Here is a 22583-nt window from a genome sequence, read left to right as displayed (position 1 = left end):
TCGTCAGGCACCGGTGCCCCGCGCGCAGGTCACCGTGACGACGGCGCCCGTTCCCGGCCTCGGTCTGGTGGTGCCCGGCCCCGCGCCCCGTGCCATCACCCCGGAGCCGGAGACCACTACGGCGCTTCCCGAGTCCGGGGCGCCGCGCGGTCCGGTCGTGACGGCGAGTCCTACGTCGCCGGAACCGGTCGCGCCGACGGTGGATCCGGCCTCCCCGTCCCTCGAGCCCACGCCGGCACGACCGGTGCCCGTGGATCCCGGGACCGTGCCGAGCACCGAACGCCGGCCGCCCGGTGCGGTGCCGGAACCGGATCGTCCGCGCCGGGCACCTGCACCCCTGGTGCCCGAAGTCCAACCACCCCTGGACATTCCGGCACCCGCGGTACCCGATCCCGGGCCGCCGGCGGTGGTCCCGATGCCCGTCGTACCGGAACCCGAACCGCCGTTGAACATCCCCGCTCCCGCCCTCCCGGCACCGCAACCGGTGATCCCGGAGCCTGCGGTCCCGGTACCGCCGCCGGCGGCGCCGCCCCCGCTGCCCCGACCCGCGCCGCCCCCGCCGTTGCCGACTCCCGCTCCGACCCCCGCGGCCCCGTCGACCGTGCCCCCGTCGCCGTCGCCGGAGACACCCGCACCGAGTCCATCGCCCAGCAGCAGTCCCGCACCGCCACCGGCGATCACACCACCGAGCAGCCCGAGCAGCCCGCCACCCGCCCCACCGGCGGCGTCCCCGGTCCGCTACGTCGAACCGTCGGCGCCGCGCCGGGAAGAGGTGGCCGCGCAACCGGTCGCGGTCACCCAACGCCGCTGGTCCCTGGCCACACTCCTGCTCGTGATCGGCTCGGCGGGCGCGGTGCGCGCGGCCGGCCGCCGCTCCTGAGCACGGTGGGCCGAGCACGTACCGCGTTTCAGAATCCCCCGCCCGGCGATTCCCGTTCGGGTTCGGGCATGGCCAGCTGGATTTCCAGGAGGAGCCGGTCGGCGGGGTCGTCGAGGGTGAGACCGAGGAGATCCTGGGCGCGCCGGAGCCGGTAGCGCAGGGTGTTCGGGTGGACGCCGACGGCGGTGGCGGCGGCGCGGACGTCGCCGTGGGCGGCGAGGTAGGCGGCGAGGGTGGCGCGCAGGTCGGTCGCGTGGTCGCGGTCGTAGGCGGACAGGGTGGCCAGGCGGGGATCGCGCAGGTCGGGGCGGGCGGCGGCGAGGGCGAGGATCTCGCCGAGCAGGACGGCGGTGCGGGCGCGGGCCAGGGTGGTGACGCGGGCCGCGCCGGTGGCGCCGACGGTGCGGTCGAGTACGCGGTCGACCTCGGCGCGCGCGGCGGCCACGGCGGCCAAATCGGCGACCGGCGCCGCCAGCGCCGCGCGCACCAGCACCGAACGGGTGCGCGCCCACTGCTCGACCAGGGACCGCAGCCAGGAGGTGACGCCCGCCTCGGTGTGGTAGCCGGGTAGCAGGACATACACCCGGTCCCCGATCGTCTCGGTGACCGAGTCGGCGCGGAAGGCGCTGGCGTGCAGGCGGATCAGGCTCGCGGCCCGTGCCGCTTCCGGGCGGCCGGGGTCGGCGGCGACCCCGATGACGGCGGCGGGACCGGTCCCGGTCAGGTTCAGCGCGGCCGCCACCGAGGGGATGTCGACGCCGTCGCCGTGCGCGCCGAACAGGCGGCGGGCGAGCATGGCCTCGGTGGACGGCGCCTCGCGGCGGCGCGCGATGATGCGTGCGGCCACCGCCGCCGCGCCGCGCAGGATCGCGGCCGCGTCGGGTTGCAGGGGCGTGTCGCCCTGCTGGAGCCAGACGGTGCCAAGGACCGCGGCGTCTCCGCGCCGGATGGCCACGGCCAGGCGGCGTTTCATCCCGAGTTCGGGGTGCGCGGGGATGTCGACGACGTCGTCGCCGGCGCGCAGGCGTTCGAAGACACCCCACTCGCGCAGGATGCGCAGGTACTCCGGCGGGCCCTCCCGCCCGAGGATGGACCGGATGCGCAGTTCGTCGGCGGCGGCGTCCGACGCCGAGTAGGCCAGCACCCGGGACCCGGGATCCTCCACCGACACCATGCCGCCGGTGTCGCGGGCCAGGACCTGCGCCAGCCCGAACAGGTCGGCGTCGAGCGCGACGGGATCCTCGGCCGCGCCGGACGCCGCCCGCGCCAGCACCCGGCGCACCAGCGGGAACACCTGGTCCCAGCGCGCCTGCCGGTGGATCTCGATCAGCGCGACCCCGGCGGCCGCCGCGTCCGCCCGCGCAACCGCCGCGTGCTTGGCCAGCACCGCCCGGGGGCCTGCGCGGTCGCCAGCGGTGGCGCGCAGCCATCTGGTCAGCGCCGCGGCGTCCACGCCGACGAGCAGCAGCAGGTCGGCGGGCGGGGACTCCCCCGTCAGGTCCGCGGGTTCGGCGATGGCGGCCGTGCGCACGACGACGGTGTCGTCGCCGCAGATCAGCGTCGCGACGGTGCTGTCGAGCGCGGTCAGCAGCGCGCGCACGGTGGTTCCGCCGGCTGTCACACGCCCACCTCCCGGTCTTGTCCGATCGGACGAGGGTGGCGTCACTATTTCGTCCGATCAGCCGATTATGCTCCGGTCGGATCAGTGTTGACTACGTCACATCGAACTCCGCCGTCAGGACAGGAGCAGCGCATGGATGCCGTCGCGAACACCCCGACCCCCGTCAACGAACCCGTCGGGTCCTTCGCCCCGGGCTCGCCGGAACGCGCCCGGCTACGGGCGAAACTCACCGAACTCGCCGCCGAACACCTGGAGATACAGCACGTGATCGGCGGGGTGCACCGCCGCGGCGACGGCGACACCGTCGAGGTCGTGCAGCCGCACCGCCATGCCGCCGTGCTCGGCACCTTCCGCAGCGCGACGGCGGCGGAGGCGGCCGCGGCCGTCACCGCGGCCACCGAGGCGGCCCCGGCGTGGCGGTCGATGCCCTTCGACGAGCGCGCCGCGATCTTCCTGCGCGCCGCCGACCTGCTCGCCGGCCCGTGGCGCGAAACCGTCTGCGCGGCGACGATGCTCGGCCAGTCCAAGTCGGCGTATCAGGCCGAGATCGACGCGCCGTGCGAGCTGGTCGACTTCTGGCGGTTCAACGTGCACTTCGCCCGCGAGATCCTCGCCCAGCAGCCGATCTCCTCGCCGGGCGTGTGGAACCGGATGGAGTACCGGCCACTCGAGGGCTTCGTCTACGCGATCACCCCGTTCAACTTCTCCGCCATCGCGGGCAACCTGCCGACCGCACCCGCGCTGATGGGCAACACGGTGGTCTGGAAGCCCTCCCCGACCCAGGCCGTCGCGGCCTACTGGACCATGCGGCTGCTCGAGGCGGCGGGCCTGCCGCCGGGGGTGATCAACCTCGTGCACGGTCCGGGCCCGGAGATCTCGGACGTGCTGCTGGCCGACCCGCGGCTGGCCGGCATCCACTTCACCGGGTCGACGCGGGTGTTCCGGCAGCTGTGGCGGGCGGTGGCCGAGAACCTCGACACCTATCGCGGCTATCCCCGCCTCGTCGGCGAGACCGGCGGCAAGGACTTCGTCCTGGCGCACCCGTCGGCGGATCCGGCCGTGCTCACCACCGCGCTGCTGCGCGGCGCCTTCGACTATCAGGGCCAGAAGTGCTCGGCCGCGTCGCGGGCGTTCGTCCCGCGGTCGGTGTGGCGGCGGATGTCGGAGGACTTCCTCGGCCGGACCGCGGCGCTCACCTACGGCGATGTCACCGACTTCGCGAATTTCGGGGGCGCGGTGATCGATCGGCGGTCGTTCGACCGGCTGACCGGCGTGCTGGACCGGGCCAAGGCGACCGCGGGCCTGACCGTGGTCGCCGGCGGCAACGCCGACGACACCGTCGGCTGGTTCGTCGATCCGACCGTGGTGCTCGGCGACGATCCCGGCGACGAGATGTTCCGCACCGAGTACTTCGGCCCGATCCTGGCCGTGCACGTCTACGACGACGACGCGCCGTCGGCGTTCGCCGACATTCTCGACGTCGTCGACCGCGGCAGCCCGTACGCGCTGACCGGGTCGGTCATCGCGACCGACCGCGCGGCGATCGCCGCGGCGACCGAGCGGCTGCGCTTCACCGCGGGCAACTTCTACATCAACGACAAGCCCACCGGCGCGGTCGTCGGGCAGCAGCCCTTCGGCGGCGCCCGCGCCTCGGGCACCAACGACAAGGCGGGTTCGCCCCAGAACCTGCTGCGCTGGGCGTCGCCGCGCACGATCAAGGAGACCTTCGTCGCGCCCACCGACCACCGCTACCCGCACCAGGAACCGGAGGGCCGCTGATGTCCGCGCTGCTGCGTACCCCGTTGCTCGCCGCCGCCCGCTCGCCCCGGCTGCGCGAGCTGATCACCCGGATGCCGGTCAGCCGTGAGGTGGTGACGCGCTTCGTCGCGGGCACCACCGGCGCCGAGGCCGTCGCGGCGGCCGAAACCGTGCTGCGGGCGGGGTGTTTCGTCAGCATCGACTACCTGGGCGAGGACACCACCGATCCGGCCGACGCGCGCGCGGCGGTCGACCACTACCGCGAGCTCATCGCCGCGCTGGCCGAGTTGCCCCAGGCCGGCGCGGAGGCGGGAACGGTCCGTCCGCTCGAGGTTTCGCTGAAACTGTCCGCGCTCGGCCAGGGCCTGCCCGGGGACGGTCCCGCGATCGCGGCCGCGCACGCGCGCGAGGTCTGCCTGGCCGCCCAGGACGCGGGTGTCTGGGTGACCGTCGATGCCGAGGACCACACCACCACCGACGCGACGCTGTCGATCGTGCGTGAGTTGCGCGCCGACTTCCCGTGGCTGGGCACGGTTCTGCAGGCCTACCTGCGCCGCACCGAGGACGACTGCCGGGCGCTGGCGGGCGCGGGTTCGCGGATCCGGCTGTGCAAGGGCGCCTATCGCGAACCGCCCGAGGTGGCCTACCAGACCAGGGCCGAGGTCGACGCCGCCTACCTGCGCTGCCTGGACATCCTCACCGCCGGAGCGGGATACCCGATGGTGGCCTCGCACGATCCCCGGATCATCGCCGCCGCGGGGCGCGCCCTGCATGCCGCGCGGCGCAAGCCCGAGGAGTACGAGTACCAGATGCTCTACGGGATCCGCGACGACGAGCAGCGCCGACTGGCCGCGGGCGGGCACACCGTGCGGGTATACATCCCCTATGGCGACCAGTGGTACGGCTATTTCATGCGCCGCCTCGCCGAACGACCGGCGAATCTGGCCTTCTTCCTGCGGGCGCTGGGCCCCGGGGGCCGCCGGTAACCCCGCACCGTCGCCGAGGAAGGACCGACCATGTCGTTCGCCCACCTGCGCGCCCAGATGCTGCGGCGCAAACCGCTCGCCGAGATCGACGACGAGCCCGCCGACGAACAGCTCGCCCGGCACCTGGGCCTGTGGCAGCTGACCGCCATCGGCGTCGGCGGCATCATCGGCGCCGGGATCTTCACCCTGGCCGGGTCGGTCGCGCATTCGGTCACCGGTCCGGCCGTGCTGATCTCGTTCCTCATCGCCGGTGTGGCCAGCGCGGCGGCGGCCCTGTGTTACGCCGAGTTCGCCGGCATGATCCCGAAGGCGGGCTCGGCCTACACCTACGGCTATGTGTCGCTGGGCGAGATCGGCGGCTGGTTCATCGGCTGGGACCTGCTGCTCGAGTACATCGCGGTGGCGGCGGTGGTCGCGATCGGCGTGTCCGGCTACTTCGGGTTCCTGCTCGACCAGGTCGGCGTCACGCTGCCCGCGTGGATGCTCGGCGCGCCCGGTACCGGTGAGGGACACCGGGTCGACCTGTTCGCGGTGCTGTTCTGCCTGGGCACGGCATGGCTGCTCTCGCGCGGCATCCGCAGCGTCGGCCGGTTCGAGACCTTTGCGGTCGGGCTGAAGGTGGCGCTGGTGCTGCTGATCGTGGTGCTCGGCGTGTTCCACATCGACAGCGCCAACTACCACCCGTACTTCCCGTTCGGGGTGAGCGCGGTGTGGACCGGCGCGGCCACGGTGTTCTTCGCGGTCTTCGGCTACGACGCGATGAGCACCGCGGCCGAGGAGTCCACCGACGGGCGCAAGTACCTGCCGAGGGCGATCATCTACTCCCTGGGCATCGCCATGGTGCTCTACGTGCTGGCCACCCTGGTGCTGACCGGCATGCAGAAGTACACCGAGATCAGCCCGACCAGCGGGTTCGCCACCGCCTTCGAATCCGTCGGGATGCCGGGGGTGGCCAACATCCTGGCCGTCGGCGCCATCGTCGGCATCGTCACGGTGGTGCTGACGTTCATGCTCGGCGTCACCCGGGTGTGGTTCGCGATGAGCCGCGACGGGCTGCTGCCCGCGTGGTTCGCCAAGACCCACCCCACCCGCAAGGTGCCGACCCGGGTGACCTGGATCGTCGGTGTCGCCGCGGCGATCCTGGCCGGCGTGTTGCCGATCAACACCGTCGCCGAGCTGACCAACATCGGCATCCTGATGGCCTTCATCGTGGTGTGCGCGGCGGTGATCCTGCTGCGGCGCACCCGGCCGGACGCGCCGCGCTCCTTCAGGCTGCCGCTGATGCCGCTCGTCCCGCTGGTCGGGATCGGGTTCTCGGCGTACCTGATCTGGTCGCTGCCGTGGCAGACCTGGGTGCGGTTCCTGGGCTGGCTGGTGGTCGGCCTGATCGTGTACTTCACCTATTCGCGCCGTCATTCGGTGCTCGACCGCGCCCCGGTGCCGCCGCGGTGAGACCGCTTACCACCGTGTGCACGGCCCGGCTCCACCGCGACGGGTGAGCGTCGTCGCGGTGGAGCGGCCGCTCAGGTCGCCGGGTGGTCCGGTCGCAGCATCCGCTTGAGGATCTTGCCGGTCTCCCCGCGCGGCAGCGCGGGCAGGAACGTCACGTCGCGCGGGACCGAGAAGCGGCTGAGCCGGTGGCGGATGTAGTTGCGCACCATGTCCGAATCCAGGCCCGCCCCTTCGCGTTTGACGACGAACGCGGCCAGGCGCTGGCCGAACTCCCGATCCGGGACGCCGACCACGGCGACCTCGGTGACCTGGGGCAGATGCGCCAGGGCCTCCTCCACCGGCCGGGGGAAGACGTTCTCGCCACCGGAGATGATCATCTCGTCGTCGCGGCCCGCCACGAACAACCTGCCCGCGGCGTCGAGGTAGCCGAGGTCGCCGGTGTCGAGCATGCCGTCGGCCTCCGTCGGCGGGGCGTCGTTGACGTAGCCGTCGAAGAGCATGTGGTTGGCCACGAAGATGTGCCCGGTCGCGCCGACCGGGACGGGCCGGTGATCGGGGCCGAGCACCGCGACCCGGGTCCCCAGCGGCGGGCGGCCCGCCGTCGTCGGCGAGACGCGCAGGTCCTGCGGCGTGGCCACGCTGGCCCAGGACACCTCGGTGGAGCCGTAGACGTTGTAGAGGACGTCGCCGTAGGCGTCGAGGAAGCGCAGCACGGTCGCCCCGGCCAGCGGCGCGCCGCAGCTGACCACGTGACGCAGGCTCGACAGGTCGTAGCCGGCGCGGACCTCGGCGGGCACGTCGAGGAGGCGTTCGACCATGGTGGGCACCACGATCAGCGTCGAGATGCGGTGTTCGGCGATCAGCCGCAGGCAGTGGTAGGCGTCGAAGCCGTCGCACAGCACCACCGTGGCCCGCAAGGCGGTGCTCAGCTGGAGTCCCGCCAGCCCCCAGGTGTGGAACAGCGGCGCGGGGATGAGCATGGTCTCGGCGACCCGCAACGGGATCCGCGACAGCAGCGCGGCGATGGTGGCGAACCCCTTGGCGTGCGGGCGGCGCGCCCCCTTGGGCGAACCCGAGGTGCCGGAGGTGAGCACGATGAGCCTGCCCGGATGGGCCGCGACGGGAAAGTCCGTGCGGCCCAGCGCGATCAGGTCCTCGATGGTGCTGCGCTCCCGGTCCGGCGGGGCGTCGTCGGTGGTGAACCGGGGGACGTCACCGTGCAGGTAGCGGATGAGATGCTCCAGCCCGCTGTCGACGAACACCGCGTTGAGCCGGTGCCGCTGCACGATCTCCTCGATGCGCCTGCCCGAGAGCCCGGCGTTGAGCAGGGCGACGTCGACGCCGAGTTTGCCCGCGGCGACCATGGTCTCGACCATGCCCGCGTGATTGCCCGCCAGCAGCCCGATCGCGTCGCCCGCGCGCAGGCCGAGGTGGAACATGGCGCCGGCGAGCGCGGCGGTGCGGGTGTCGATCTCGCCGAAGGTGCGGGTGCCGCGCTCGTCGCGCACGGCGACGCGGGCCGGGTCGTGGACCGCCCCCGCGGCATACCCGCCGGCGAGGTTGAAGCCCCACTTGGACAGCGAACGCAGCTGGCGCACCATCGAAACCGGGTCGGTGCCGACCAGTCCGGTGGCCGCGATGGAGCGTGCCACACCCGCGTTGCGGCGCAGTGGGGACCGCTCGGCGTTGATCACCACGGAGCTGCGGGCGCCGTTGACCACGTCGGCGGCCCGGCGCAGCCCGGCCCTGACCCAGTCGGCCACCGCGCCGTTGCCGCCGCCCGCGATGACCGGGTGTACCCGGGCGGCGGCGAACACCGTCACGTGGACGCGGGTCCGCTCCCCGTCCCCGTGCAGGCGCACCGCGACGAAGCTGCCCAGCCCAGGGCACTGGAGTTCGAAACTCTCGTACCAGCGCCCCACGTTGAGGACCAGGTCGTAGGTGCCGATGCCGGCCTCGGCCGTTCCGGCGCGCACATGCCAGAGCACGGCGCCGTCGGAGCGATCGAACCGGTCACAGCTGCCGATGCCGGTGAAGATGCGGGGGTAGGTGTGCGGCTCGAGCAGGACATCCCACAGCGCCTGGCGCCGGAGGGGGAAGTCCGCGGTCACATCGATGACGTCGGTAACCAAAAACTATTCCGTGCTCTTCCCGTCGGCCTGGACGACCTGTTGCGGTCGGCGGGCGAAACCGATAGCGGGGCGGCGACGCCGACCCGCGGCCCGGACGCTACCCGGTAGCGGCCCGCGGCGGATCGGGATCGGGCAAATCCGGCGGCATCGCTGGTTTTCGGTTCGGCGCCGACCCCCGCGGTTGCTTGCACCGTCGCCCACATTGCCGAAGTATTGCTGGGGACCGACCCGATCTGCCGAGAGCCGCCGTCCGCCGGCGCCGAGTAGCGAAGAGGTATGGACTATGACATCCAGCTGGCCCAGTTCGATGAACTCCTTCGACGACATCTTCCAGCGATTCTTCGGTCCCGGTATGTCGGCGAAACCGCCCGTGCAGCGGATCGATCTCGGCAGGCTGATGACCGACAACGCCAAGTTGCTGATCGGTACCGCGCGCGAGGCGGCGCGCGACTGGGGCAATCCGGAGGTGACGCCGGAGCACCTGCTCTACGCCGCCTCCGAGGCGGAGCCGGGCCGGTCGATCCTGGCCGAGCTGGGCAGCGATCCGGACAAGGTCGCCGCGCAGATGCGCGGGCTGCTCGACACCGGCGCGCCGAGCGAGGACGACACCGACCCGATCACCCTGAGCCCGGCGACCAAGTCCGCGCTGCGCGAGGCCCAGCGCAGCGCCGCCCAGGCGGGCAGCAGCTACATCGGCCCCGAGCACATCCTGCTCGGCATCGCGGGCGTGCCGGGCAGCGCGGCCGCCCAGGCGCTCGTCGCGGGCGTCGAGAAGCAGAACGGCGCGAGTCCGGCCACCGCCGCGGCCGCCGCGGGCCGCCGGACCGGCGCCGAGACCCCCACGCTGGACGAGTACGGCCGCGACCTCACCGCCGAGGCCCGCGAGGGGCTGGTCGACCCGGTGGTCGGGCGCGCCGAGGAGATCGAGCAGACCGTGGAGATCCTGTCGCGGCGGCGCAAGAACAACCCCGTGCTCATCGGCGATCCCGGCGTCGGCAAGACCGCCATCGTGGAGGGCCTGGCCCAGCGCATCGTCAACGGGGACGTGCCCTCGACGCTGGCCGACCGCCGCGTCATCGCCCTCGACGTCGGCTCGCTGGTGGCGGGCAGCAAGTACCGCGGCGAGTTCGAGGAACGCCTGACCAAGATCCTCGACGAGGTGCGGGCGAACAAGGACGGCCTGATCGTGTTCATCGACGAACTGCACACCATCGTCGGCGCCGGTGGCGGCGGCGAGGGATCGATGGACGCGGGCAACCTGCTCAAGCCGGCGCTGGCCCGCGGTGAACTGCACGTGGTCGGCGCCACGACCATCGACGAGTACCGCAAGTACATCGAGAAGGACGCCGCCCTCGAGCGGCGGTTCCAGCCGGTGATGGTGGCCGAGCCGTCGGTGGCCGACACCATCGAGATCCTGCGCGGGCTGGCCGATGTGTACGAGGAACATCACCAGGTGCGCTACGCCGACGACGCGCTCGTCGCGGCCGCGGAGCTCTCGGACCGCTACATCACCGACCGCTTCATGCCCGACAAGGCCATCGATCTCATCGACCAGGCGGGCGCCCGTGTCCGGTTGCGCTCGGGAACCGCCGATCCGGAGGTCAAGGCCAAGCAGGAGGCCCTGCTGAAGCTGCGCCGGGAGAAGGACGCCGCGGTCGCCAACGAGGACTACGAGACCGCCAACGCGCTCAAGACCGACATCGCCGCCGCCGAGCGGGAACTCGAGGATTCCGGTGCGTCGAGCGGGGAGCCCGAGGTCCACGTCGTCGATGTCGCCGAGGTGATCTCGCGCCAGACCGGCATCCCGGTCGCGGACCTCACCGCGGAGGAGAAGGAGAAGCTGCTCGAGCTCGAGAACGTGCTGCACAAGCGGGTGATCGGGCAGAACGAGGCGATCGTGGCCGTGGCCGAGGCGGTGCGCCGGGCGCGGGCCGGGCTCAAGGATCCCGACCGCCCGATCGGTTCCTTCCTGTTCCTCGGGCCGACCGGCGTCGGCAAGACCGAATTGGCGAAGGCGCTGGCCGAGGCCGTGTTCGGCGACGAGGACCGGCTCATCCGCTTCGACATGAGCGAGTTCCAGGAGAAGCACACGGTGGCCCGCCTCGTCGGCGCCCCGCCCGGATACATCGGCTACGACGACGCCGGCCAGCTCACCGACAAGGTGCGCCGCCAGCCGTACTCGGTGATCCTGTTCGACGAGGTCGAGAAGGCGCACCCGGACGTGTTCAACGTGCTGCTGCAGCTGCTCGACGACGGCCGGGTCACCGACGCCAAGGGCCGCACGGTCGACTTCAAGAACACCATCGTCATCCTGACCTCCAACATCGGGTCGGATCTGATCCTCAAGGCGCCCGAGGGCGACGTGGACGCCATCGTGCCGCAGCTCGAGGAACGGCTGCAGGCCCACTTCCGTCCGGAGTTCCTCAACCGCATCGACGAGCAGATCGTGTTCCACCGTCTCGACAAGACCCAGCTCGAGCAGATCGTGAAGCTCATCCTCGATCGGTCGCGGCGGCTGCTGGCGGCCCAGGACATCACCCTCGACATCACCGACGACGCGGTGGACTGGCTGGGCGAGAACGGTTTCCAGCCCGAGTTCGGCGCGCGCCCGCTGCGCCGGACCGTGCAGCGCGAGCTCGACAACCGCATCTCGCGGCTGCTGCTGGGTGGGGAGCTGAATCCGGGCGACGCGGTGAGCGTGGCGACCGAGGGCGACGACCTGGTGGTCAGCGCGGTCGCGGCGGCCTCGCCCGCGACGAACGGGCAGGCGCCGGAGAAGAAGGAGAAGCCGGCCAAGAAGGCCACCAAGCCCAAGAAGTCGGGCAAGTAGTCCCGGATACGCGCGCCCCGGCGGACGGTTCCGCCGGGGCGCGCGGGCGCCCGGGGGTCAGCCGCCGGTGATGACGCAGGAGTAGCCGAAGCGGAACCCGCGCCCCACGGTCAGGTCGAAACCGCGGCCGACGCCGTCCTGCAGGGCGGCGATGGTGTGCGGGCCCGTGGTGGTCGGCACCCAGTCCAGCAGGGCGATGCCGCCGTTGGGTACGACGGTGCCCAGCAGGACGCCGTCCTCGTAGAAGGTCACCGGGGAACCGGAGGTGCTGAGCCGGGCGTAGAGCTGGTGGGTGCACCCGGTGCCGTAGAGCGTGTGCTGACCGATGGTGACGCCGGGCAGCACGTTGAGCTGGGAGACGTCCGCCGCGGCGGTGGGTGCTCCCAGGGCCAGCGCCAGCACGGCCGTCCCGGCGGCGACACCCGCCGGGCCGAGGTACGTGCGAAGGCGACGGGCGAGGTTTTTCCTGTCACTCATATCGACTCACGTCCTTGTGATGCGGAGCCGGCGCGGCACCGCCGGCGGGACTGCCCTAGATCCTCACCCCGCGAGCCCCCGGAACGTGGGAGAACACACGATCCGGGTCCCAGTCGCCGCGTCATCGCCGGGCCGGTGACCCGCGCGTGATCGCGCGGATCAGCCGAGGAAGGCGAGGATGCCCGCGGCGACGGCGTCGGCGAAGCGGGCCTGCCCGGCCGCGGACCCGATGTCGGCGGCGTCGGTGGGGTGCCGCATGTTGCCGCATTCGACCAGCGCGGCAGGCCGCTGGGCGAGGTTGAGCCCGGCCAGGTCGGCGCGTGGGTCCAGGCCCGCCGCGCCGGTGTAGGTCGAGGGTGTGAAGCCCCCGGCGACGAACGCGTCGCGCAGCGCGGTGGCCAGGGCGAGGCCGGGACCCGCCTGGACCGGCGACAGCGGCGGCGCGGAGTGGGCGATGTGGAAACCTCGGGCCTTGGCGCCGGCGTTGCCGTCGGCGTGCAGGGACACGACCGCGTCCGCGCCCGCCCGGTTGCCGATGGCGGCGCGCTCGTCGACGCAGGGGCCGACGCCGTCGTCGCTGTCGCGGGTCAGGATCACCTCGATGCCCGCGGCGGTGAGCCGGTCGCGGACCAGGGCGGCGAGCGCCCAGGTGAAGGCGTGTTCGGGATAGCCGTCCGCGCCTGCGGTCCCGGTGGTGTTGCACGCCTTCGTCCCGCCGCGCCCGTCGGGCACGGGCGCGCCGATCACGCCGGGATGGGCGGCGTTGCCGCCGTTGTGGCCGGGGTCGAGCACGACGACGCGGCGGGCCGCGATCGGCGTGGCCGTCGGCGTGGTGGCCGACGCGGCCGACGGGGCCGGCTGGGCCGCGGCGGGGCGACCGCCGGGCGCGGTCCCCGCCGTCGAGGCGCAGGCGCTGAGCGCGACGACGGCGCCGAGCACGGGCAGCATCAGGATTCGCACCCTGCCACCGTGCCACACCCGGCACCGTGCGGCGCGGTCGTCACCGCAGGCGCAGCGGCAGGCTCGCGTGGCGCCGGACGAACAGGCTCGGCACCCAGCGCGGCGGGGTGTCGGGGTCGAGGGCGAATGTGGTCGTGCGCTCGAGCAGCAGCGTCAGGGCGGCCGTCGCCTCGGCGCGGGCCAGGGCCGAGCCGAGGCAGAAGTGCGCGCCGCGGCCGAAGGCGAGGCCGGCGCGGGTGCGTGGCCGGGTCGGGTCGAAGGTGTCGGGGTCGGGGAAGACGGCGGGATCGCGGTTGGCCGCACCCCACAGCAGCAGCAGGTGGCTGCCCGCGGGCAGGTCGGTGCCCGCCAGGGAGGTGTCGGCGGTGACGTGGCGGTGATGGCCGCGGAACGGGGATTCCAGCCGCATCGCCTCCTCGAGCACGAGCGGGAGCAGTTCGGGACGCGCGCGCACGCGGTCCTGGATCTCGGGGTGGGTGGCGAGCAACCGCGCGGCCGAGGCGATCAGCCCGGCGGTGGACTCCCCGCCCGCGCCGACGAGTTGCACCAGGATCAGCACGGCCTGCTGTTCGTCGATGCGGCCCTCGGCGCGGGCCGCGGCCAGCACCGCGAGCAGGGAACCCGCCGGGATGTCCGGCCCGGTGACCGCCTGCCACGCGTAGTGGGCCAGGGCGGCCGCCGAGGCGACCAGGGCGGGCATGCGTCCCTCGGCCACCACCCCGCCCAGCATCTCGGTCGAGTCGTAGGCCCAGGTCAGCAGGCGGGGCACGTCGCGGGCGGGCAGCCCGATGAGCTCGGCGAGTACGGCGAGCGGCAGCCGGTCGGCCATGCCGGTCGCCCAGTCGAGGCGGTCCCCGGTGCGGGCGGTGTCCCACAGGGTTTCGGCGAGCGCGCGGACGCGCGGGGTGACGGCGCGGACCCGCGCCGCCAGGGCCGGTCCGACGATCCCCCGGTGCGCGGCGTGGGTCCGCGCGTCGGCGGTGGCCAGGACGTGGACCGCGGTGCCGGTGCTGTCGAGGTCGAACACGGCCGGGGTGTCCCCCGGCCGGTCGACCAGCACGGCGGTGAGGTGGGAGGAGAATTCGGCCGTCCGGTCGGCGGCCTCGGACACCGCCGCCCAGGAGGAGACCAGATGGAAGTCCGTGCCGGGCACCCGGTGCACCGGCGCGTGCTCGCGCAGCCGGGCGTAGAGCGGGTAGGGGTCCTCCAGCACGGCCGGGTCGAACAGGTCGGGCAGGGGCAGGGACGTGGTCATCGTCGCCTCCGGTCTCGGGATGCGTGGTCGAGCACCACCGTGGGCACCGCGCGACGCACCGTCAATCGGCGTCGCGGCCTGAGACGGACCGCGCGTCGGTGGGACGCCGCCGGGCGCCGATTTCGCTGCGCTCACCAGGCAACCGGGTGTAGACAGAGAGGCCGGATCGTCTCATGTCGAGACACCGCAGCCGGCCGAGGAGGCACCCGCATGGCCCACCGTCACGACTGGCTCGCCGGCGGGGACCGACGCGCCGTCGCGGTCGAACGCATCGAGCGCGCCGCCACCGCCCTGTTCCTCGCGCGTGGCATCGACGCCGTCTCGGTCGACGACATCGCCGCCGAGGCGGGCTGTTCCCGCGCGACCCTCTACCGCCACACCGGCGGCAAGCCTGCGCTCGTGCGCGCGGTCACCGCCCGCGCGGCGGGCACGGTGGCGGCCCGGGTCGAGGCGGCCGTGGCCGAGGTCCCCGCCGCGCGCAGGCCCGCCGAGGCCATCCTGGCCGCGGTCGCCGCCATCCGCGCCGACCCGCAGCTGCGGACGTGGCTGCTGCGCCACCGGACGCCCGGCGCCGACGAATTCCTCGCGGACACACCCGAACTCGCGCGCATCGCGGCCGCGCTGACCCGCCTCGCGCCCGACGACGAGGCCGCGGGCTGGATCGTGCGGGTAGTGCTCGCCCTGCTGACGTGGCCGCCGGCCGACGCCGCGGCCGAGCGCAGGCTGGTGGAGCGGTTCGTCGCCCCCGGCCTGGCCCGGACCCGCTGAGTCAGGGCATCGGCAGCGGCGGCGTGCGCGGGAACACCACCGGCAGGGCGGCGAGGGAGCGGTGGAACGGGCCGGGCCGCCAGACCAGTTCCTCCTCCGGCACGGCCAGACTCATCTCCGGCAGCGCGTCGAGCAGCTGATCGATCGCGTCCTGGACGATCAGGTAGGCCACCGGCCGGGCCGGGCAGCCGTGCGGCCCGGCGCTCCACGCCAGGTGCGCGCGGTTGTCCACGAAGTCGCCCGCGGCGATGGCCGGGTCGTTGTTGCAGCCGGACATGGAGATGACGACGGGCTCGTGCGCGGGCAGCCACACGTCGTCGACGAGGATGGGCTGCCGCGGGTAGGTCATGCAGAAGTTCGCCAGCGGCGGGTCGGTGTAGAGGACCTCGTCGAGGGCGTCGCGGGTGGACAGCGAGCCGCCCAGGACGCTGCCCGCGAACCGCTGATCGGTCAGCATGAGCCGCACCGTGTTGACGATGGAGTTGAGCATGGGCTCGATGCCGGCGCCGTAGAGCACCACCAGCTGGTGCACCATCTCCTCGTCGGACAGGCCCGCGTGATGGGCCAGCAGCCGGCTGGTGATGTCGTCGCCGGGGTTCTCCCGCTTGATCAGCGTGAGGTCCATCAGCGCGCCCTCGAGCATGGCGTTGCCCGCCTCGGCCTCGGTGCCGCTCTGGAAGATCTGCGCCATGCCGGTGGCGACCCGGCCGCCGATCTCCTCGGTGCAGCCCAGCATGGAGTTCATCGCCGCGAACACCAGCGGGAAGGCGTACTGGCTCAGCAGATCCGCGCTGCCCGCGGTGCAGAAGCTGTTGATCAGCGGCACCGCGATGTGCTCGACGGTGGTGTGCATCGCGTACAGGTCGATCGCCGCCAGGCCCGAGACCGCGGCCTGGCGGTAGCGGGTGTGCTCGGCGCCGGTGGTGCGCAGCGCGGTCGGGCGGAAGGTCAGCATGGGCAGCACCGGGCAGTCCGGCGGGATGTTGCGCTGCCACATGCGCGGATCGGCCGGGAAGTGGTCGGGATCGTTGAGGATCCGGACCGCGGTGTGATAGCCGATCACCAGCGTCGCGGGCACGCCGGGGGCCAGGTCGACCGGGACGAGCGAGCCGAAGCGGCGGCGCATCTCGCGGTAGGCGGCCTGCGGATCGGCGGCGAACTCCTCGGAGTACATCGAGACCCGCTCGGTCTGCTGCCAGGTCATGGTCATGCGCGCAGCTCCCGCTGTCGCTGGAACAGGTACTCCACCAGCGTGATCAGCGCGCGCATGCAGTGGTCGCGGCGGCGGGCGTCCACCGAGACCATCGGGGTGTCCGGCGCCAGGTCCAGCGCGTCGCGCACCTCTTCCAGGGGGTACTGGCGGAAGCCCTCGAACTCGTTGACCGCCACGGCGTAGGGCACGCCGCGCTCCTCGAGCACCGAGAGCACCTCGTCGGCCTTCTCGATCCGGCGCGTGTCCACCAGCACCAGCGCGCCGAGCGCGCCGCGGGCCAGTTCCTCCCACAGCGGCACGAAGCGCTGCTGGCCGGGGGTGCCGAAGAGGTACAGGGCCAGTTGCGGATTGAGCGTGATGCGGCCGAAGTCCATCGCGACGGTGGTCTGGGTCTTGGTGCCCAGCCCGGCCAGGTCGTCGACGCCGACGCTGGCCTCGGTGATGGTTTCCTCGGTGCGCAGCGGCCGGATCTCGGACACGCTGCCGACGAAGGTCGTCTTGCCCACCCCGAAGTTGCCCGCGACCAGGATCTTCACCGAGCGGGTCACGGTTTCGGGTACGTAGTCGATCTCAGCCGGCGAGAGCGCGGAGCCCATCGAGCACCTCCTCGAGCAGTGCCAGTTCCGGCTTGACCTCGGCCGGGGTGGGACAGAACAGATGACCGCCGTCGAGCAGGTCGGAGACCACGATCTTGACCACGGACGCGGGTAGGTCCAGATAGGCCGACAGTTCGGCGATCGACAGCGCGCCGCGGCGGCTGCACAGCATCAGCACGCGGCGGGCGTCGGGCCGCAGCCCGGGCACCGCGTCGCCGGTGGCGCGGACCAGGGTGACCAGGTCCAGTTCCCGGCTGGCGCGCACGCGCCCGCCGGTGCGCACATACGCCCGGACCAGGTCCGGATCGCGTCGGCCCCGGTTCACTGCACCCCGCCCCGGCGGGGTGCGCTGCCGATCTCGCGGCCGACGCGGCCCGCGAGCTCGTTCATGCGGTGCGCGACGAGCGCGACGTCGACATCGGGGGTGGTCGAGACGCCGAGCAGCGCGCCCTGGCCCGCCGCGGTGATCATGATCATCCCGTCGTCGTACTCGGTCATGTTCTGGCGCACGACGTTTCCGGGTCCGCCGCAGAATTCCCCGAGCGCCTTGCCCAGCGAACGCAGGCCCGAGGCCGCGGCGGCGAAGCGCTCGGCGTCGTCCTTGGTGATGCCGCGCGAGTGGGCGATGCGCAGGCCGTCCTCGGACAGCAGCACAGCGAAACGCACACCCGCGATCTCGAGGTCCTCGAGCAACCACGCGAGCCGGTTCGTGCTGTCTGCCACTGGTGTGCTCATCAGGAGCGCTTCCCTTCCGTCGATCGCTGCGCCGCGGCCGCGCGGCCACTTCGGGAGCCGCTGTGCCAGGCAGCGGCGAGGTCGGCCCGGGCTGGCCCGGGTTCGGTGTGCGGGCCCGAGGTCGCGCCGGCCACCGGTGCCACCGCGCGGCGCCTGCGCTTGGGCAGGCCGCCCTCGGTGATCTCGTGCACCGCGGCCTCGGGCTCGGGCACCGGCAGCGCGGTGACCACCGCGGGCGCCGCGGGCGCCGCGATCGGCCGGGGCGCGGCGGGCGCGGGCGCGGAGGTCGGCACCGGGGCCGGTGGCGGCGAATACAATTCGCCCTCCACCTCCGGCACGCGCAGGTCGTCGCCGTTGACCAGCAGCGACTCGGGGATGTAGACCATCGCCCGCATGCCGCCGTAGATGTTGGGGCCGTCGATGTGCACCGAGAAGCCGTAGCGGCGGGCCAGCGCGGCCACGCCGGGGAAGCCGACCTTGGGAGAGGGGCCCAGATCGTGGATGTCGACGGGACGTTCGCCGGTGAGGATCTGGCGGGCGTCCTCGAGCTGCTCGGGGCTCATCCGCACGCCCGCGTCGTCGATGATGACGGTGACCCCGTGGTGGCCCTCCTGGAACGTGACGTCCACGAACGAGGCGGGCGGCGAGTAGCGCAGCGCGTTGTCGAGCAGGGTGGCCATGGTGTGCACGAGGGGTTCCACGGCCCGGCTGATGACCACGCGTTCGCACTGGCCCGCGCGCACCCGCAGGTAGTCACGCACGCGGCCGGTGGCACCGCCGATGAGGTCGGTCAGCGACTGCTGCGGCCAGCGGCGTCCGGGCAGGCCACCGGAGATGATCACGTAGGACTGCGCCTGGCGGATCATCTGCTGCACGGTGTGATCGATGCGGGTCAGCGTGCCGTAGACCTCGTCGTTGCGGTGCTCGCGCAGCGCGGTGCTGACCACCTGGCTCACGTCGGCGCCGAGGCTGACCACCGAGGTGCCGAAGGACCGCACGGCCGCGCTGGTCGCGGTGCGCGCCCCGTCGCCGATCTCGGCGCGCACGGCCTGCTCGGCGGCGTGCACCTGGGCGGCGGTCCGTTCGGCGGCGATGTGCTCGACGGTCGCGGCGGTCTCGCCGCGCATGCGCGCGAGGTCGTCGGCGTAGGTGCCCGCGATCCACTGCAGCAGCTGGGCGAACTGCGAGTCCCGCATGCTCGCGGGCACTTCCACCGCGGCGGTGGGCGGCTCGCCCCGGCGCACCGCGTCGCCGATGGCGGGGATGGTCACCTCCGCCAGCTGACGGAGGGCATCGTCGCAGGCCGCCCGCTCACGGACGATCGCATCGGTTCGCAGGCGCTGCTGGCGCTCGTTGCGCATGGCGAGCACGGCCACCCCGACCGCCACGAGTAACAGCACGGCTCCGATACTGCAGAGCAGCACGGCGATCACTGGATTCATCTACTCTTTCATCATCGCCGGTCATTCCGCGCCCTGACCGATAGGCCCTGCCCGGCCCGCCCGGGAGGCACTCGCCCGGCGCGAACGGCCACGAGGGTTGTGACACACCACGATCCGTCCCGCTGCCCGGCGACTCGCACACCCTAGCAGCAAATCCGGCACGCGGGCCGGGATCGGGCCGCCTCCGGCAAGATCGTCTCCGGACCGACCGGGGCGCGTCGGAACCGTCGGTACCGGATACCATCGCGGCGTGGCGAAACTCAAACTCTCCGTCGACGTCCCACTGCCTCCCGAGAAGACGTGGGAGCACGCGTCGAACCTGTCCGAGCTGGGCACCTGGCTGACCATCCACGACGGGTGGCGCAGCGAACTGCCGACCGAGCTCACCCCGGGGACGGTCGTCGTCGGCGTCGCCAAGGTCAAGGGCATGCGCAATCGCGTCACGTGGACCATCAAACGCAGCAACCCGCCCGCGGAGATGCTGCTCTCGGGCGCGGGAATCGGCGGCACCAAGATCGGGCTCGGGTTGCAGGTGAAGCCGAAGGGCCCCGGTTCGGAGGTGGTGCTCGACGTCGATCTCGGCGGCGCACCGCTGTTCGGCCCGATCGGCTCGGCGGTTGCCAAGGCCATCCGCGGCGACGTCGAACGCTCGCTCGACCAGTTCGTCGCCCGCTACGCCTGAGCACACGAAACAGCCTCCGCGCCACCCGTTCACACAGCGTTCACGCGGTGCGGAGGCTGTTCGTCACACCTCGCGACGACAGCTCGCACCCCCGCGATTAGGCTGACGGCCTCGGTAACCGTCGATTTGCCTCTCGCGTAAAGGTGGTTCGATGTCTCAGCCCGCTCCACAGCCCGTCGCGCTCGGCGATGTCGCCGCACGCACTCTGGCCAATGCCACCAAGACCGTTCCGCAGATGGAATCCATCACGCCCCGGTGGCTGGTGCATCTGCTGGACTGGGTGCCGGTGGAGGCCGGCATCTACCGGCGCAACCGCGTCACCCACGAACAGACCGTGGACATCCAGTGCGACAATTTCGACGAGTCGCCGCTGCCGGAGACCTTCATCGACTACGAGAAGGATCCCCGCGAGTACCGCCTCAAGGCGGTCAACACCATCCTCGACGTGCACACGCGGGTCTCGGACCTCTACTCGAGCCCGCACGACCAGATCGCCCAGCAGCTGCGGCTGACCATCGAGGCGATCAAGGAGCACCAGGAGGGCGAGCTCATCAACAGCCCCGAATACGGGCTGATCGCCAACACCGCCGACAAGCAGCGCCTGTCGACGATCGCCGGGCCCCCGACCCCGGACGACCTGGACAACCTCATCACCAAGGTCTGGAAGGAGCCCGGCTTCTTCCTGACCCACCCGCTCGGGGTGGCCGCCTTCGGCCGCGAATGTACCCGCCGTGGGGTGCCCCCGGCGACCGTCAGCCTCTTCGGTTCGCAGTTCATCACCTGGCGGGGCATCCCGATCATCCCCTCGGACAAGGTGCCCGTGGCCGACGGGAAGACCAAGTTCCTGCTCATCCGCACCGGCGAGTCCCGACAGGGCGTGGTCGGGCTCTACCAGCCGGGTCTGGCGGGTGAGCAGGGCCCGGGTCTGTCGGTGAAGTTCATGGGTATCGATCGCAGCGCGATCGCGTCGTATCTGGTGTCGCTGTACTGCTCGCTGGCGATCCTGACCGACGACGCGACCGCGGTGCTCGACGGAGCGGAGGTGGACAAGTTCCATGACTACGCCCCGACCTACCGGCGCTGAGCCGACCGGGGCCGCCGGGATGCTGCCCGACGAGGCGACCCTGAACCGGCTGGCCGGCGAGTTCTTCGCCGCCCTGCCCAGCGGTGCGCCGGGCCCGATCGGCGCGTCGGGTCGCCCTGCGGCGCCGACGCCGGACCCGGCGCGGGTCGTGCCCGCTCCCCTGCCCGACCGGGGCGGCGGGTACACCGGCGCGGTCCCGCCCGGCGGCGCCACCGGGCTGCCGCGGGTGCCGGGCTGGGCCGCGGACACACCGATGGCGGTACCGACCTCGGTGCCGCGCCGGCCGGCGGTGGATCCCGGTGCGGTGCACACCGATCCGTTCCTGGCGGCGCTGCCGTCGCTGCGCTCGGTGCTCTCGCCGCCGCGCTCCCCCGGCGCCGCCACGGCACCGGGTGGACCGTCGTTCTACTTCCTGGACGGCGCGGCGGGCGGCGTCGCCCCGCTCCCACCGTTCGACGTGCACGCCGTGCGCGCCGATTTCCCGATCCTGGCCGAACAGGTCAACGGCCATCCGCTGGTCTGGTTCGACAACGCGGCCACCACGCAGAAACCCCGCGCGGTGATCGACCGGCTCGCCGCGTTCTACGCCCACGAGAACTCCAACATCCACCGCGCGGCGCACACCCTGGCCGCCCGGTCCACCGACGCCTACGAGCACGCGCGCGACACCGTCGCCCGCTTCCTCGGCGCGGGGTCGGCGGAGGAGATCGTGTTCGTGCGCGGCGCCACCGAGGGCATCAACCTGATCGCCCAGACCTGGGGCCGTACCCATATCGGGCCCGGCGACGAGATCCTGATCTCGCACCTCGAGCACCACGCCAACATCGTGCCCTGGCAGCTGCTCGCCCAGGAGAAGGGCGCGCGGCTGCGGGTGATCCCGGTCGACGACAGCGGCACGCTGCTGCTCGGCGAGCTCGACAGGCTGCTCTCGGATCGCACGAAACTGGTCGCCGTCACCCATGTCTCCAACGCCCTCGGCACGATCACCCCGGTCCGGGAGATCACCGCCGCGGCGAAACGGGCCGGGGCGACGGTACTGGTCGACGGCGCGCAGTCGGTGCCGCACACCCCGATCGATGTCCGCGAGATCGGGGCCGACTTCTTCGTGTTCTCCGGGCACAAGCTGTTCGGGCCGACGGGAATCGGCGCGGTGCACGGCCGTCCGGAGGCGCTGGCCGACCTGCCGCCGTGGCAGGGCGGCGGCAACATGATCAGCGATGTGACGCTGGAACGTTCGTTGTTCCAGCCCGCTCCCGCGCGGTTCGAGGCGGGCACGGGCAACATCGCCGACGCGGTGGGCCTGGCCGCGGCGATCGAGTACGTCGAGCGGATCGGCATGGCGGCCATCGGCCGCTACGAACACGAGCTGCTCGACTACGCGACGCCACGGGTCGCAACCGTGCCGGGGGTCCGCCTCGTCGGCACCGCGGCCGAGAAGGCGGCCGTGCTGTCGTTCGTGCTCGACGGGTGCGATCCGGTCGAGGTGGGCAAGGCGCTGGACCAGCGCGGTATCGCCGTGCGCGCCGGGCACCACTGCGCCCAGCCGATCCTGCGCAGGCTCGGTGTGGAGGCGACGGTGCGGCCGTCGTTCGCCTTCTACAACACCCCCGCCGAGATCGACCGGATGGTCGCGGTCCTGCACGAGATCGCCGCGCAGCGGCGCTGAAACAGCGAAGCCCGGGCCGGCGTGCCGGCCCGGGCTTCGTGCTGCG

At 72.7% G+C, this 22583-nt stretch carries 18 protein-coding genes; 8 read left to right on the top strand and 10 right to left on the bottom strand.

What is annotated here, in order from left to right; translation table 11 throughout:
• Positions 1 to 908 precede the first annotated feature (908 nt).
• Positions 909 to 2501, bottom strand: coding sequence for a PucR family transcriptional regulator (locus tag ON36_RS11015; RefSeq protein ID WP_085999603.1), 1593 nt, complete (start codon positions 2499 to 2501; stop codon positions 909 to 911).
• A gap of 132 nt (positions 2502 to 2633) precedes the next feature.
• Between ON36_RS11015 and pruA the strand changes: the two genes are divergently transcribed.
• Genes pruA through ON36_RS11000 form a run of 3 tightly spaced genes read left to right on the top strand, consistent with a single transcriptional unit; the run spans position 2634 to position 6697 of the window.
• A complete protein-coding gene (pruA, locus tag ON36_RS11010; protein WP_043650942.1) occupies positions 2634 to 4280 on the top strand; it encodes an L-glutamate gamma-semialdehyde dehydrogenase in 1647 nt (548 codons plus the stop codon).
• A complete protein-coding gene (locus tag ON36_RS11005; protein WP_043650941.1) occupies positions 4280 to 5245 on the top strand; it encodes a proline dehydrogenase family protein in 966 nt (321 codons plus the stop codon). Before pruA ends, ON36_RS11005 begins: the two co-directional genes overlap by 1 nt.
• A gap of 30 nt (positions 5246 to 5275) precedes the next feature.
• A complete protein-coding gene (locus tag ON36_RS11000; protein ID WP_043650939.1) occupies positions 5276 to 6697 on the top strand; it encodes an amino acid permease in 1422 nt (473 codons plus the stop codon).
• A 71-nt stretch (positions 6698 to 6768) separates the two neighbouring features.
• Here ON36_RS11000 and ON36_RS10995 read toward each other — a convergent pair whose 3' ends face one another.
• Positions 6769 to 8829: an AMP-binding protein gene (locus ON36_RS10995; protein WP_043650937.1), complete on the bottom strand. Its 2061-nt coding sequence runs from the start codon at positions 8827 to 8829 to the stop codon at positions 6769 to 6771.
• A gap of 283 nt (positions 8830 to 9112) precedes the next feature.
• On the opposite strand from ON36_RS10995, the gene ON36_RS10990 reads away from it, so the two are divergent.
• Positions 9113 to 11659, top strand: coding sequence for an ATP-dependent Clp protease ATP-binding subunit (locus ON36_RS10990; RefSeq protein WP_043650935.1), 2547 nt, complete (start codon positions 9113 to 9115; stop codon positions 11657 to 11659).
• A 57-nt stretch (positions 11660 to 11716) separates the two neighbouring features.
• Here the strand turns inward: ON36_RS10990 and ON36_RS32675 are convergent, their stop codons facing one another.
• The 3 genes from ON36_RS32675 to ON36_RS10975 all read right to left on the bottom strand — a co-directional run bounded on the left by ON36_RS32675 (position 11717) and on the right by ON36_RS10975 (position 14351).
• Complete coding sequence (locus ON36_RS32675; protein ID WP_157224841.1) at positions 11717 to 12136, bottom strand: hypothetical protein; 420 nt, start codon at positions 12134 to 12136, stop codon at positions 11717 to 11719.
• 159 nt (positions 12137 to 12295) lie between these two features.
• Positions 12296 to 13096 carry an N-acetylmuramoyl-L-alanine amidase gene (locus ON36_RS10980; RefSeq protein WP_245558034.1) on the bottom strand — a complete coding sequence of 267 codons (801 nt, stop codon included), beginning with the start codon at positions 13094 to 13096 and terminating at the stop codon, positions 12296 to 12298.
• A 40-nt stretch (positions 13097 to 13136) separates the two neighbouring features.
• On the bottom strand, positions 13137 to 14351 hold the full coding sequence (locus ON36_RS10975) for a cytochrome P450 (RefSeq protein WP_043650931.1): 1215 nt from the start codon (positions 14349 to 14351) through the stop codon (positions 13137 to 13139).
• 210 nt (positions 14352 to 14561) lie between these two features.
• On the opposite strand from ON36_RS10975, the gene ON36_RS10970 reads away from it, so the two are divergent.
• On the top strand, positions 14562 to 15119 hold the full coding sequence (locus ON36_RS10970; protein WP_043650929.1) for a TetR/AcrR family transcriptional regulator: 558 nt from the start codon (positions 14562 to 14564) through the stop codon (positions 15117 to 15119).
• Between the two features lies 1 nt (position 15120).
• On the opposite strand, the gene ON36_RS10965 is transcribed toward ON36_RS10970, so the two are convergent.
• The 5 genes from ON36_RS10965 to ON36_RS10945 are packed head-to-tail and all read right to left on the bottom strand — an operon-like array spanning position 15121 to position 19105.
• On the bottom strand, positions 15121 to 16329 hold the full coding sequence (locus tag ON36_RS10965; protein ID WP_043650927.1) for a cytochrome P450: 1209 nt from the start codon (positions 16327 to 16329) through the stop codon (positions 15121 to 15123).
• The gene (locus ON36_RS10960; RefSeq protein WP_043650925.1) at positions 16326 to 16928 is read right to left on the bottom strand and encodes a GTP-binding protein; all 603 of its coding nucleotides are present in this window, start codon (positions 16926 to 16928) and stop codon (positions 16326 to 16328) included. Before ON36_RS10960 ends, ON36_RS10965 begins: the two co-directional genes overlap by 4 nt.
• Positions 16903 to 17253 (bottom strand): DUF742 domain-containing protein, encoded by a 351-nt coding sequence (locus tag ON36_RS10955; RefSeq protein WP_043650924.1) that lies wholly within the window; start codon positions 17251 to 17253, stop codon positions 16903 to 16905. Before ON36_RS10955 ends, ON36_RS10960 begins: the two co-directional genes overlap by 26 nt.
• The gene (locus ON36_RS10950; RefSeq protein WP_043650923.1) at positions 17250 to 17663 is read right to left on the bottom strand and encodes a roadblock/LC7 domain-containing protein; all 414 of its coding nucleotides are present in this window, start codon (positions 17661 to 17663) and stop codon (positions 17250 to 17252) included. The genes ON36_RS10955 and ON36_RS10950 overlap by 4 nt, the downstream gene beginning before the upstream one ends.
• On the bottom strand, positions 17663 to 19105 hold the full coding sequence (locus ON36_RS10945) for an ATP-binding protein (RefSeq protein ID WP_043650922.1): 1443 nt from the start codon (positions 19103 to 19105) through the stop codon (positions 17663 to 17665). Before ON36_RS10945 ends, ON36_RS10950 begins: the two co-directional genes overlap by 1 nt.
• Positions 19106 to 19355: 250 nt before the next feature.
• On the opposite strand from ON36_RS10945, the gene ON36_RS10940 reads away from it, so the two are divergent.
• The 3 genes from ON36_RS10940 to ON36_RS10930 all read left to right on the top strand — a co-directional run bounded on the left by ON36_RS10940 (position 19356) and on the right by ON36_RS10930 (position 22537).
• Positions 19356 to 19787, top strand: a complete 432-nt coding sequence (locus ON36_RS10940; protein ID WP_043650921.1) for a type II toxin-antitoxin system Rv0910 family toxin — start codon at positions 19356 to 19358, stop codon at positions 19785 to 19787.
• A gap of 151 nt (positions 19788 to 19938) precedes the next feature.
• Entirely contained in the window at positions 19939 to 20871 is a 933-nt protein-coding gene (locus ON36_RS10935) for a family 2A encapsulin nanocompartment shell protein (protein WP_043650919.1), read from the top strand.
• Positions 20843 to 22537 carry a family 2A encapsulin nanocompartment cargo protein cysteine desulfurase gene (locus ON36_RS10930; protein ID WP_043650917.1) on the top strand — a complete coding sequence of 565 codons (1695 nt, stop codon included), beginning with the start codon at positions 20843 to 20845 and terminating at the stop codon, positions 22535 to 22537. Before ON36_RS10935 ends, ON36_RS10930 begins: the two co-directional genes overlap by 29 nt.
• Positions 22538 to 22583: the final 46 nt, after the last annotated feature.

The organism is Nocardia thailandica NBRC 100428, from assembly GCF_000308795.1.
In the GTDB taxonomy this organism is placed as follows: Bacteria; Actinomycetota; Actinomycetes; order Mycobacteriales; family Mycobacteriaceae; genus Nocardia; species Nocardia thailandica.
This window is presented reverse-complemented; position numbering and strand designations above follow the sequence as displayed.

Coding starts and splice junctions, on each gene's coding strand:
- pruA (WP_043650942.1), top strand. CDS start 2,634: ATGGATGCCGTCGCGAACACCCCGACCCCCGTCAACGAACCCGTCGGG.
- ON36_RS11005 (WP_043650941.1), top strand. CDS start 4,280: ATGTCCGCGCTGCTGCGTACCCCGTTGCTCGCCGCCGCCCGCTCGCCC.
- ON36_RS11000 (WP_043650939.1), top strand. CDS start 5,276: ATGTCGTTCGCCCACCTGCGCGCCCAGATGCTGCGGCGCAAACCGCTC.
- ON36_RS10990 (WP_043650935.1), top strand. CDS start 9,113: ATGACATCCAGCTGGCCCAGTTCGATGAACTCCTTCGACGACATCTTC.
- ON36_RS32675 (WP_157224841.1), bottom strand. CDS start 12,136: ATGAGTGACAGGAAAAACCTCGCCCGTCGCCTTCGCACGTACCTCGGC.
- ON36_RS10975 (WP_043650931.1), bottom strand. CDS start 14,351: ATGACCACGTCCCTGCCCCTGCCCGACCTGTTCGACCCGGCCGTGCTG.
- ON36_RS10970 (WP_043650929.1), top strand. CDS start 14,562: ATGGCCCACCGTCACGACTGGCTCGCCGGCGGGGACCGACGCGCCGTC.
- ON36_RS10965 (WP_043650927.1), bottom strand. CDS start 16,329: ATGACCATGACCTGGCAGCAGACCGAGCGGGTCTCGATGTACTCCGAG.
- ON36_RS10960 (WP_043650925.1), bottom strand. CDS start 16,928: ATGGGCTCCGCGCTCTCGCCGGCTGAGATCGACTACGTACCCGAAACC.
- ON36_RS10950 (WP_043650923.1), bottom strand. CDS start 17,663: ATGAGCACACCAGTGGCAGACAGCACGAACCGGCTCGCGTGGTTGCTC.
- ON36_RS10945 (WP_043650922.1), bottom strand. CDS start 19,105: ATGAATCCAGTGATCGCCGTGCTGCTCTGCAGTATCGGAGCCGTGCTG.
- ON36_RS10935 (WP_043650919.1), top strand. CDS start 19,939: ATGTCTCAGCCCGCTCCACAGCCCGTCGCGCTCGGCGATGTCGCCGCA.
- ON36_RS10930 (WP_043650917.1), top strand. CDS start 20,843: ATGACTACGCCCCGACCTACCGGCGCTGAGCCGACCGGGGCCGCCGGG.